Source organism: Rothia endophytica (genome assembly GCF_039543885.1).
In the GTDB taxonomy this organism is placed as follows: domain Bacteria; phylum Actinomycetota; class Actinomycetes; order Actinomycetales; family Micrococcaceae; genus Rothia; species Rothia endophytica.
In genome coordinates this window covers 65,823-78,322 of record NZ_BAABKP010000002.1, presented here as the reverse complement: position 1 = coordinate 78,322, position 12,500 = coordinate 65,823, and the positions used below count along the sequence as shown (strand labels likewise).

Below are 12,500 nucleotides of genomic sequence, written 5' to 3'. Positions count from 1 at the left end.
ACAAGTTTGTAAAAAGTTATGATGAGCCCAGGATAGAACTGCGCATTAAGGAAAAAATAGACCTATGAGTCAAAATATTGAGCGGGCTGAATTGCACCGAGCACTGTGGAAGATTGCCAACGATTTGCGCGGTAGCGTGGACGGGTGGGACTTCAAACAGTATGTCTTGGGGATTATGTTCTACCGGTTTATTTCGGAGAACCTCACGGACTACCTGGACAGCGATTTGGCTGAGGGGGAGAGCGGTTACGCTTCTATGAGCAACGTTGACGTTGCTGCTAACCCCGAAGAAATACAGGATGTGGTCCGTGAAAAGGGCTTTTTCATTCTGCCCGAGCACCTCTTTGAGAATGTGCGCGCTCGCGCCAACCTCAATAACGAAAACCTCAATGAAGAGTTGCAGGAGGTCTTCCGTAGCATTGAGGCGTCGGCAACCGGGGTTCTTCTTGAAGAAGATAATAAGATTCGTGGCCTATTTGATGAGCTCGACGTCAATAGCAATAAGCTGGGTTCTACCGTTTCAAAGCGTAACGGTCTGCTGCTGAAGCTGCTCAACGAGGTGGGCAATTTCAAGCTTGGACGCTACGCAGAATCCCACAACGATACTTTCGGCGATGCCTACGAGTATCTGATGGGCATGTACGCGTCCAGCGCGGGTAAATCTGGCGGTGAGTACTACACCCCGCAGTCGGTGTCTGAGCTACTGGCGCATATCGCGGTGGACGGAAAGAAAACCGTCAATAAGGTCTACGATCCTGCCTGCGGTTCGGGCGGCATGCTTTTGAAGTTTGCCAAGGTGCTGGGTAAAGAAAACGTCAAAGAGGGGTTCTTTGGGCAGGAAATTAATCTGACCACCCGCAATCTTGCAGTCATCAACATGTTTTTGCATGATTTGAACTTTGAGAAGTTCGATATTGCCCATGGTGATACTCTGCTTGACCCGGTGCACACCGATATTGAGCCGTTTGAAGCGATTGTTTCTAACCCACCCTATTCGGTCAAGTGGGAGGGTGACGCTAACCCCCTGCTCATTAACGACCCCCGTTTTGCTCCTGCTGGTGTACTGGCACCCAAGTCAAAGGCTGACTTGGCATTTACCATGCACATTCTGCACTGGCTGGCTGAGAATGGCACCGCTGCCATCGTTGAGTTCCCCGGCGTGCTCTACCGTGGCGGTGCTGAAGCAAAGATTCGTAAGTACCTGATTGACGGTAACTATGTGAGCGCTGTTATTCAGCTACCATCAGATCTCTTCTTCGGTACCACCATTGGCACCTGCATCATCGTGTTGAAGAAGTCGAAGAGGGACAACAAGACCCTCTTTATTGATGCGTCGGCACTCTTTGAGCGGGCAGGTAACAAGAATACGATTACTGAACAACACCGGGCAAAGATTTTAGGTGCGCTGGCTCAGCGTGAGGACGTCGCCTACTTCGCTCAGCTGGTTGATAACAGCGTAATTGCTGAGAACGACTACAACCTGTCGGTGTCTTCCTACGTTGAGGCTGAAGACACCCGCGAGGTAGTCGATATTGTGGCTCTGAACGCTGAGATTGAGCAGATTGTTGCCCGCCAGGCGGTGCTTCGCACAGAAATTGACGCTATTGTGGCTGAATTGGAAAGCGGTAAGTAATGAAAGCTGTAGATACCAACCTCTTGGATTTGCTGAAGAAGAGCGAACGCTTCGTTGTTCCTATCTACCAGCGCGTGTATTCCTGGGGCAAAGATGAGTGTGCTCAGCTGTGGAAAGACATGATGAGGGCTGGCTCCAGGGATTCTCTGGCAAATCACTTTACTGGCTCCATTGTGTACATTGAACGTGACCAGGGTTCTAATACTGCTAAGGAACCGGACTTACTGATTGATGGTCAGCAACGAGTCACTACCGTTACTTTAGTGCTTGCCGCTTTAGCTTCCCACCTGCAGCAGCTTCCACCAGGTCAGCAGGAACCCGTGGAAGGTTTTTCGTCTCAGAAAATTCGCGGTAAGTACCTTACTAATGTGTATGAAGAAGGCGATGAATTCTTCAAGCTGACTCTGACGAATCGTGACAAAGACGCCCTACAGCGGGTCATCAAAGACCTTGAGCCTTTTGAGGAAGACTCTCGCGTGACCGTGAATTTTAGGTACTTTGTCGAACAAATTGCTGCTCTGGATGATGCTGGGTTGAAAACCTTGTGCGAGGGCTTGAATAAGCTGGTTGTTGTTGACGTTAAGCTGTCGAGGGGGCAGGATGACCCCCAGCTAGTTTTTGAGTCAATGAACGCAACGGGGAAGAAGCTGACCCAGGCTGATCTGATTCGCAACTTTGTGTTAATGGACCTTGCCCAGGGGCTTCAGGCTCAGTTGTATAACGATTACTGGTACCCCATGGAACGTGTTTTTGCAGAACACGGTGAGCGCCGGTTTGATGAGTTCGTGCGCCACTATTTGACTATGAAGACCCGCAAGATTCCGCGCCTTGATGATGTGTATGAGGCCTACAAGGAGTTTGCTTTTGGGTCGGATTCATCTGACCCGGCGTGGAAAGAGAAGCTGGTCGCTGACCTGTACGTATTTTCGACTTACTTCTCAAACATGGCATTCGGTAGGGAGCCAGATCGGCAGCTGAAGCAGCGTTTTGATGAGGTGGAGCAGCTGGCTACGGTTGCCTACCCCTTCCAGTTGCGTTTGTATTCGGATTACGAGAGCCAACGGCTTTCTCATAGTGATTTTGTGCAGGTGCTGGATGCCCTGATTTCCTATCTATTTAGGCGTAATATCTGCGGTATTCCCACGAACAGCCTCAATAAAACTTTTAATACCCTGGTGCACCGGGTGAACCCTGATGACTATGCAGCTTCTGTTTTGGGCTACTTGTTGTCTTTGCCTGATTACCGCAGGTTCCCCAATGACGAGGAATTCGTTGAAAAGCTGGAGAGCGAGCAACTGTACTTCCATAAAAAGAGGAACTATCTTCTGCACAAGCTAGAGAACTTTGATAGTAAAGAGGTGGTGCCTACTGCCCAGTACACAGTGGAGCATATTATGCCGCAGAAGGTTACTCCGGAATGGAAGGCTGAGCTGGGGGATAATTGGGAAGAGGTTCACCGCTCCTTCTTGCATACCCTGGGCAACCTGACGCTAACGGGCTATAACCCTGAGTACTCCAACCGCTCTTTCGCTGAGAAGCGGGAGATGAAGGGTGGCTTTAAGGAGAGCCCCTTGCGCCTCAACCAGTTCTTGCGTGAACGCACCACGTGGAGCCAGGCAGATATTGAACAGCGCGCCAGTGATCTCTCGGCTAAGGCTGTGAAGATGTGGGGCTACCCCGCTGTGAATCAGGAAGTAATTGAGCGTTATTCCAGCTCTGATCGTCATACTTTTGACTGGTCCCTGACCCATTCAATTTTGGAGGCGCTGCCTTACGGCACTTGGACCAACTACCAGGAACTGGCGGAGGCGGTGGGCACGGGCCCCCAGGCTCTAGCTCAGCACCTGTCTAACCACGCTGGTTGCCATCATGCTTACCGGGTGATGACCTGGGACGGTCATCTGGCTGATCGCTTCCGTTGGTCTGATGAGCAGGATGACCGTGACCCCTTGGTTGTTTTGAAAGAGGATGGGGTACAGATGATTGATGGACTGGCGGACGCCGACCAGCGGCTCAACTCAGCCCAGCTACTAGAACTAGTGGAAGAGGGAGAATAGGCGTGTCTAACATTTCGAAACTAATTGAAGAGCTGTGCCCGGACGGGGTTGCTCATTTATCTATGGGAGAAACTGGTTCCTTTAGACGGGGTAGTGGTATTCAGAAGAAGGATTTTCTTGAAGATGGTTTCCCTGCAATCCATTATGGGCAAATCTTTACTAGGTACGGTTTATGGGCTGAAGAAACTTTCGTGTTCGTTAGCGAAGGAGTTGCTCAGAAGTCACGATTTGCAGAATTTGGTGATGTAATAATTGCAACGACAAGCGAAAATGATGAAGACTTGGCGAAGGCTGTGGCTTGGCTTGGTGAGTCTCAAGTCGCAGTGAGCAGCGATGCGATGATTTATTCCCCTGAAAATCTTCTCGCTAAGTTTGTATCATATTTTTTGAACTCAACTGATTTTCAGATTCAAAAAGAAAAGTATATTACTGGAACAAAAGTTCGACGAATTTCTTCACAAAATTTTGAAAAGATAAAAATACCAGTTCCGCCGTTAGTCATTCAGGAAGAAATTGTTAGAATTTTAGATAGATTCACCTTGCTGGAGGCTGAGCTGGAGGCTGAGCTGGAGGCTGAGCTGGAGGCACGGAGAAAGCAGTATGCCTTCTATCGGGATTCTCTATTGAATCAAAATGATATAGCTTATGAAACTTATAAATTGGGTGATTTGGGTGTCGTCAGTACCGGTAAAACACCTGCGGCAAAAGAAGCTAACGCTTGGAATGGTAGTTTATTGTTTACAACCCCGAGTGATATTTCTAATGGTCAAAAGTATATTGTTAAAACCAAGAGGAATGTCAGCTTAGAGTGGGTCAAAAGTAAAAGGTGGAAAACATTTGGAGATAATGCGATCTTTATTACCTGCATAGGTGCTGATATGGGGAAAAGTTCGATGCCATGTGCTGAAGGTATTGTGAATCAGCAAATTAATGTAATACAGGTAAATGATGATCTAGACCGTGAATACTTGTATTACTGGTTGGTTTCTAAGCGTAATTTCCTTTTGTCTTTAGGGAAATCGAATGGTTCGACTATGCCAATCTTAAATAAGTCTAACTTCTGCAACATAGAGGTTCCTTTGCCCGTTGTAGAAATACAACGCAACGTTGCAAAGAAGATTGCTGTGATGGACACTCTGGTCAATGACATTAGCTCCGGTCTGCCCGCTGAAATCGCTGCCCGCCGCAAACAGTACGAACACTACCGCGACCAGCTCCTGACCTTCAAAGAACTCCAACCAGCAGGTAGCTAGCCCAGCCAGCTAACCTGCCCCGCGCCTGCGTCCACCCTGCCCAGCCCGGTGGGCGCAGGTGTCCAACACTCACACACCACACGCACCAGCCCACCTGCTTCGCCCCGAAAGACCCCCCATGGCAATCATCCACAACCCGGCAACCACCGTCACCCCCGTCCTGCTCACCGATGAGCACACCGTTGCCGCGCAAGCGCCCGCCGATGACACCAGGGAACTGACCTACCAAAGTGAAGCCCAACTCGAAAACCACTTCATCGAAATCCTGAAGGGTCAGTCCTACGACTACCTGCCCATCACCAGCAGCGATGACCTCAAAAACAACCTGCGCACCCAGCTCCAAAAACTCAACGGCTACACCTTGACCGACACGGAATGGGAACGCTTCTACACCACCGTCATCGCTAACCCCACCGCCACTGTCACCGACAAAACCGAAATCATCCAGCGCGAGCCCATCCAAAGTTGCCTGCTCGATGACGGCACCGTCAAAAACTTCAAACTGATCGACCGCCGCAACATCCACAAGAACACCCTGCAAGTCATCAACCAGTACGCCACCAGTGGCGGATCAGCCTCAAACCGCTACGACGTCACCATCCTGGTCAACGGCCTACCCATGGTGCACCTAGAACTCAAACGCCGCGGCGTAGAAATCAAAGAAGCCTTCAACCAAATCGGCCGCTATCAACGCGACAGCTTCTGGGCTGACTCCGGCCTCTACGACTACATCCAAATCTTTATTATCTCCAACGGCTCTCGTACCAAGTACTACTCCAACACTGTGCGCTACAAGCACGTCAACGCTTCAGGCCGCCGCCGCAGGCAAGCCAGCGCAGACTCCTTTGAATTCACCAGCTGGTGGGCAGATGCCAACAACAAACGCATCAGCGACCTCATGCCTTTCGCCAAAACCTTCTTCGCTCGCCACACCATTCTCAACATACTGACCCGCTACTGCGTCTTCACCGTAGACAAAGATCTGCTGGTCATGCGCCCCTACCAAATCGTCGCCACTGAACGAATCCTCCGCAAAATTCTCATTGCCAACTACAACAACAAACTCGGTAGCGTAGATGCCGGCGGCTACATCTGGCACACCACCGGCTCCGGTAAAACCCTCACCAGCTTTACAACAGCCCAGCTCGCCAAAGACCTCGATACCGTGCACAAGGTGCTCTTCGTGGTTGACCGCAAAGACCTGGACTATCAAACGATGAAAGAATACGACGCCTTCCAAAAAGGCGCCGCCAACTCCAACACCTCAACACGGGTGCTGACCAGCCAGCTTGAAGACCCCCAAGCTCACATCATCATCACCACCATCCAAAAGCTGGCAAACTTCATCAAGCAGAACCCCGGGCATGCCATTTTTTCTCAGCCCGTTGTGCTGATTTTTGATGAATGCCACCGCTCCCAGTTCGGTGATATGCACCGGGCCATTACCCGAAACTTCAAAAAGTATTCCCTCTTTGGCTTTACAGGCACTCCGATTTTCGCGGATAACGCCCGCTCCGGTGGTAACCCCAGGCTCAAAACCACCCAGGATGCTTTCGGTGAGCAGCTCCACACCTACACCATCGTCGATGCTATTCAAGACAAGAACGTGCTGCCCTTCCGCGTCGAATACCACAACACCGTCAAAACAGCAGATACCGTTGCCGACGCTGAAGTCTACGGAATCAAGGCGGAAGAGGCTCTACGATCGCCCGAGCGCATAAAAACCGTGGTGCGCTACATGCTCGATCACTATGACCAGAAAACTAAGCGCAACGAAACCTATAAGCTCAAAGACAAGCGCGTCAGCGGCTTCAATTCCATTCTGGCAACCGCCTCCATTGACGCGGCTAAGGTTTACTACAATGCTTTTTCTACTGAACAGGCAGAACGGCTCCACCGAGACGGGCTAGAGCCCCTCAAAGTTGCCACTCTCTTTTCATCCGCCCCTAATACTGAGAGTGACGGGGGTTTTCTGGCGGAAGAAGGGCTCGACGCTAGCGGTCTAGACAGCAACAGCTTTGAGTTCTTACAGGATGCTATTTCTGACTACAACGAAATGTTTGGCATGTCCTATGATCTGACACCCGCTGGTTTTGAGGGTTATTACAAGGACGTCTCAAAACGAATGAAGAACCGGGAACTTGATCTACTGATCGTGGTCAATATGTTCCTGACCGGTTTTGACTCTAAAACCATTAACACCCTCTGGGTCGATAAGAACATGCAGACCCACGGGCTCATCCAGGCATTTAGCCGCACCAATCGTATTCTGAACTCGGTCAAGACTTATGGAAACATTGTCTGTTTCAGAAACCTCGAAACAGCCACTGACGAAGCCCTTGCCCTTTTTGGTAATAAGGACGCCCGTGCGACTGTTCTTCTACGCCCCTACACTGAATATTTAGAGGACTACCGGGAGAAGCTGGATGCCCTTAGCCACGACTTTAGCTTGGACACTCTTAGCGCTGGAGAACTGGGCGAACAATCCCAAAAAGACTTCATTAAACTCTTTGGTGAAATTCTGAGACTGCGCAACATCCTCTCAGCCTTCGACGAATTCGAGACCGATGATACCCTGGCGGCAAGGGACGTTCAGGATTACCAGTCTCACTACCTCGATCTCTACCGCGAGATGCGAAGCAGCGAGGGTACAGAGAAAGCTGACATCACAGAAGACCTAGTCTTTGAAATTGAGCTCATCAAACAGGTTTCAGTGGGCGTAGACCATATTCTGATGCTGGTTGACCAGTACCGTAAGGGCAGTGGAGACCCCGGCGAAATGCGCGCCCAAATCACCCGTGCCGTGGACTCAAGCCCCACCCTGCATAATAAAAAAGACCTTATCGAAGATTTCATCGACAAAATCAGCTTCGACAAGGGCGACGTGCAAGGAGAGTGGCAGAAACATATCGAAGAGCAGTCACTGGCTGAACTCGACAAAATTATCGAGGAAGAAAAACTTAACCCCGAATCTACCCGCGCTTTTATCGCAGACGCTTGGAAAGCCGGTGGCATCCAGGTCTACGGTGAAACCATCGGTAGACTGCTGAAAGCCGGTGGCCCCCGATTCGGTCGAGCCGCAAACGGAGAAAGCAGAGCAACCCGTAAACAGCGGCTCATCACCCGCCTGCAAGGGTTCTACGACAGGTTTAGCGAAATTATCAGCTAACCGCACCCCGTCGTCCCGCCGGTGTGTGGTAGCTAGCACAGGGCGGGTCTTTCGGCGGGGGAGTCTGTGCGGTAAAGTGGGGAGCGCATGTGACTGCAGTCCGTGGCAGTTTCATGCAGAAGCCACCTCGCGCCTAGCGCTAGGGCAGGCCCTCCACCCGGCAGTAAAAATATTGACCGGGCCGCACACGGCACTAACTCTAGGAGTTACACAGTGGCACTCGATCCCGCCATCAAGCAGGAAATCATGAAGGAATACGCAACCCACGAAGGTGACACCGGTTCACCCGAGGTTCAGGTTGCAGTTCTGACTCGTCGTATCACCGACCTGACCGAACACCTCAAGTCCCACAAGCACGACCACCACTCACGTCGTGGTCTGATGATCCTCGTTGGTCGCCGCCGCAACCTGCTCGGCTACCTCAAGAGCGTTGATATCGCACGTTACCGCGTCCTCATCGAGCGTCTCGGTATCCGCCGATAAATCAGTAGCGTAAGGGCGACACCTGGGCACCCCCTTCTCGAAAGAGGAGACAGCTAAGGTGCCGCCCTTGCCTTACACCCCAACAGAAAACCCAAGCCGCCGCGTGCTTTCGCGGTCCTCGGTAGCGGTTTACAGAACACCCAACGTAGGGGTCTGTGAGCCTCAATCGATGACCGAAAGCGCGGCGCACCACACGAAATGGAGGAACCTTGGAAGGTCCCGAAATTCAGTTCGCTGAAGCAATTATTGATAACGGCACGTTCGGTAAGCGCGTAGTTCGCTTCGAAACCGGCCGTCTAGCCCAGCAGGCAGCAGGCTCAGCCCTGGTGACCATCGACGATGAAACCACCCTGCTCTCCGCTACCGCCATTGGCAAGAACCCCCGCGAGGGCTTCGACTTCTTCCCCCTGACCGTTGACGTTGAAGAACGTATGTACGCAGCGGGCAAGATTCCCGGCGGCTTCTTCCGCCGCGAAGGTCGCCCCTCCACCGAAGCGATCCTGGCTGCGCGTCTGATTGACCGCCCCCTGCGTCCCGTCTTCAAGAAGGGCATCCGCAACGAGGTTCAGGTCGTTGTCACCGTTCTCACCATTGAGCCTGATGAAATCTACAACACCGTAGCCATCAACGCTGCGTCCGCTTCAACCACCCTTTCGGGTGCGCCCTTCGCTGGGCCCATCGGTGGCGTACGCGTAGCACTGATTGACGGCCAGTGGGTTGCTTTCCCCAAGCACTCACAACTGGAAAACGCTGTCTTCGACATGGCTGTAGCCGGCCGTGTCATCACCAAGGCTGACGGCACCGAAGACGTAGCCATCATGATGGTTGAAGCTGAAGCAACCGATAACTCCTGGAAGCTCATCAAGGAAGACGGCGCAACCGCTCCTACCGAAGAGGTTGTAGCTCAGGGTCTCGAAGCTTCAAAGCCCTTCATTGCAGCTCTCTGCAAGGCTCAGTCAGACCTGGCTGCCCGCGCGGGCAAGCCCGCCATGACACTGCCCGTCTTCGGCCAGCGTGAAGCTGACGTGGACGAAGCCGTCAAGGCGTACGAGTCCAAGGTGGTAGAGGTCTACTCCATCGCAGGTAAGCAGGAGCGTGAAATCGCTTCCGGTGACCTGCAGCAGCAGATTGCTGAAGAGCTCTCCGGTGAAGGCAAGCCCTTCGAAGGCCGTGAGGACGAAGTCAACGCAGCATTCAACGCTCTGACCAAGCACGTTGTGCGTCAGCGCATCCTCACCGACCAGGTACGCATCGACGGCCGCGGTCTGACCGACATCCGCCAGCTGACCGCTGAGGTTGAGGTTCTGCCCCGCGTCCACGGTTCAGCTATCTTTGAGCGCGGCGAAACCCAGATTATGGGCGTCACCACCCTCAACATGCTCAAGATGGAACAGCAGCTTGACTCCCTTTACCCGGTTAAGTCAAAGCGCTACATCCACCACTACAACTTCCCACCCTACTCAACCGGTGAAACCGGCCGCGTAGGCTCACCCAAGCGCCGCGAAATCGGCCACGGTGCCCTTGCAGAGCGCGCGATCACCCCGATCCTGCCCTCACGCGAAGAGTTCCCCTACGCCATCCGCCAGGTATCAGAGGCATTGGGCTCCAACGGCTCAACCTCCATGGGCTCAGTGTGTGCTTCAACCCTGTCCCTGCTGAACGCCGGTGTGCCCCTGCGTGCGCCCGTTGCAGGTATTGCGATGGGCCTGGTATCAGACGAGGTCGACGGCGAAACCCGTTACGCAGCTCTGACCGACATCCTCGGTGCAGAAGACGCACTGGGCGATATGGACTTCAAGGTCGCAGGTACCAGCGAGTTCGTTACCGCTATCCAGCTGGACACCAAGCTCGACGGTATCCCCGCATCCGTTCTGGCCGGCGCCCTGACTCAGGCACGCGAAGCCCGTCTGCACATCCTCGAGGTCATCAATGCAGCTATTGATGCACCCGATGAAATGAGCGACTTTGCACCCCGCGTCATCTCCGTTCAGGTCCCCGTTGCCAAGATCGGTGAGGTCATTGGCCCCAAGGGCAAGATGATCAACCAGATCCAGGAAGATACCGGCACCGATATCTCCATTGAGGACGACGGCACCGTCTACATTGGCGCAACCGACGGCCCCTCAGCTGAGGCTGCACGCTCAGCCATCAATGCAATCGCTAACCCCCAGGTTCCCGAAATCGGCGAACGCTACCTGGGCACCGTCGTCAAGACCACCAGCTTTGGTGCTTTCGTGTCACTGACCCCCGGCAAGGACGGTCTGCTGCACATCAGCGAGCTGCGTAAGCTCAACGACGGCAAGCGCGTTGAAGATGTTGAGGACGTTGTGGGCGTAGGCCAGAAGGTTCAGGTCGAAATCTCCAAGATTGATGACCGCGGCAAGCTCTCACTGGTTCCCGTGGTCGCCGACGGCGAAGAGGCTGGAGCCGACGAAGAGTAAGTAGGGTCAGCCCTCACTGTAACCACCATCAACGGGTGGGGTGCCGAAAGGCTCCCCACCCGTTGGGGTTTTAAAGCCTGCAAAAGGGTATATTGAACTAAAAGCCCAAAGATTTAAACCAGAGAGACCTATGCCCGTCCTTCTTCCCACCTCCCTCACCCAGCTCACCGATGAGCTCAACTACCATACCGGCAAGCTCATTCACGCCGGTGGCGGCGGCAACGATGTTCGCCGTAGCATTTTACCCGGCGGTGTGCGCGTGATCACCGAGCGCATGCCCTCCCAGCGTTCTGTTTCAATTGGCTTTTGGGTAGGGGTTGGCTCACGCGATGAAGCCCCCGGTATGCTGGGCTCCACTCACTTCCTCGAACACCTGCTTTTTAAGGGGACCGGCCAGCGTACCGCACTTGATATTGCCCACGCCTTTGACAGGGTGGGCGGCGAATCCAACGCGCTCACCGCTAAAGAGCACACCTGCTACTACGCACGAGTGTTGGACGAGGACACCTCCATGGCCATTGACGTCATCGCCGATATGGTGACCGGCGCTGTCATTGACCCCGAACTGCTGGAGCAAGAGCGCGGCGTCATCCTCGAAGAGATCGCCATGGACCAGGACGACCCCACCGATGTTGCCTTTGAGTCATTCATCGAGCAGCTCATGGGAACCCACCCGCTGGGACGCCCCATCGGGGGTACCCCGCAAGAAATCACCGATGTCTCCCGCGAAGCGGTGTGGGACCACTACAAAAAGTTCTACACCCCCGACCGGTTAGTTATCTCTGCTGCGGGTAGTCTCAACCACGGCGAAATCGTCAAACTGGTCATGGAATCACTGGCCCAGCGCGGCTGGGACTTGAACGAGGGCACCGCCCCGGCACCCCGCCGCGAGCGCCTGCGCGCTGACATCACCCCGGGCGCTGAGAGTCTGACCCTGGAGAAGAATTTTGAGCAGACCAACATTGTGATGGGTTGCCCCGGTTTGATAGCAGGTGATGATCGCCGTTTTGCCATGAGCGTGCTCAACAGCGCCCTGGGCGGCGGCATGTCTTCGCGTCTTTTCCAGGAGATTCGCGAGAAGCGCGGTCTGGCCTATTCGACCTTCTCTTTCTCTGGCTCTTACTCAGATGCGGGCTACTTCGGTATGTACGCGGGTTGCCTGCCAGCCAAAGCAGAGCAGGTAACTGAGCTGATGCAGAAGACCTTTGACGATCTTGCACGCGATGGGCTGACCGCCGATGAACTGGAAAAGGTCATTGGCCAGCTGGGTGGGTCAACCATACTGGGCAGTGAAGACGCCGGTAGCCGTATGAGCCGCCTGGGTAGGGCTGAGCTAGATTCGGGTCGCTTTATGAGCCTAGATGAGCTCCTTGAAGGTGTCCGTGCGGTCACCCTAGATGATGTTCAAGATCTTGCCCGCTACCTGGCACAGCAGACCTGGGTAACAACGGTTGTCAAATAAAA

7 protein-coding genes are annotated in these 12,500 nt (G+C 53.4%); all 7 read left to right on the top strand.

What is annotated here, in order from left to right; translation table 11 throughout:
* The first annotated feature begins 64 nt into the window (after positions 1 to 64).
* The 7 genes from ABD982_RS06820 to ABD982_RS06790 all read left to right on the top strand — a co-directional run bounded on the left by ABD982_RS06820 (position 65) and on the right by ABD982_RS06790 (position 12,498).
* Positions 65 to 1,633 carry a type I restriction-modification system subunit M gene (locus ABD982_RS06820; RefSeq protein WP_345445922.1) on the top strand — a complete coding sequence of 523 codons (1,569 nt, stop codon included), beginning with the start codon at positions 65 to 67 and terminating at the stop codon, positions 1,631 to 1,633.
* Positions 1,633 to 3,690: a DUF262 domain-containing protein gene (locus ABD982_RS06815; RefSeq protein ID WP_345445920.1), complete on the top strand. Its 2,058-nt coding sequence runs from the start codon at positions 1,633 to 1,635 to the stop codon at positions 3,688 to 3,690. Before ABD982_RS06820 ends, ABD982_RS06815 begins: the two co-directional genes overlap by 1 nt.
* A 2-nt stretch (positions 3,691 to 3,692) precedes the next feature.
* Complete coding sequence (locus ABD982_RS06810) at positions 3,693 to 4,943, top strand: restriction endonuclease subunit S (protein ID WP_345445918.1); 1,251 nt, start codon at positions 3,693 to 3,695, stop codon at positions 4,941 to 4,943.
* A 118-nt stretch (positions 4,944 to 5,061) separates the two neighbouring features.
* Entirely contained in the window at positions 5,062 to 8,112 is a 3,051-nt protein-coding gene (locus ABD982_RS06805) for a type I restriction endonuclease subunit R (RefSeq protein ID WP_345445916.1), read from the top strand.
* A gap of 213 nt (positions 8,113 to 8,325) precedes the next feature.
* Positions 8,326 to 8,595 carry a 30S ribosomal protein S15 gene (rpsO, locus tag ABD982_RS06800; RefSeq protein WP_251380815.1) on the top strand — a complete coding sequence of 90 codons (270 nt, stop codon included), beginning with the start codon at positions 8,326 to 8,328 and terminating at the stop codon, positions 8,593 to 8,595.
* 209 nt (positions 8,596 to 8,804) lie between these two features.
* Positions 8,805 to 11,036: a polyribonucleotide nucleotidyltransferase gene (locus ABD982_RS06795; RefSeq protein WP_251380816.1), complete on the top strand. Its 2,232-nt coding sequence runs from the start codon at positions 8,805 to 8,807 to the stop codon at positions 11,034 to 11,036.
* Positions 11,037 to 11,166: 130 nt separating this feature from the next.
* Positions 11,167 to 12,498, top strand: a complete 1,332-nt coding sequence (locus ABD982_RS06790; RefSeq protein WP_251380817.1) for a M16 family metallopeptidase — start codon at positions 11,167 to 11,169, stop codon at positions 12,496 to 12,498.
* Positions 12,499 to 12,500 lie beyond the last annotated feature (2 nt).

Coding starts and splice junctions, on each gene's coding strand:
- ABD982_RS06815 (WP_345445920.1), top strand. CDS start 1,633: ATGAAAGCTGTAGATACCAACCTCTTGGATTTGCTGAAGAAGAGCGAA.
- ABD982_RS06790 (WP_251380817.1), top strand. CDS start 11,167: ATGCCCGTCCTTCTTCCCACCTCCCTCACCCAGCTCACCGATGAGCTC.
- ABD982_RS06805 (WP_345445916.1), top strand. CDS start 5,062: ATGGCAATCATCCACAACCCGGCAACCACCGTCACCCCCGTCCTGCTC.
- ABD982_RS06820 (WP_345445922.1), top strand. CDS start 65: ATGAGTCAAAATATTGAGCGGGCTGAATTGCACCGAGCACTGTGGAAG.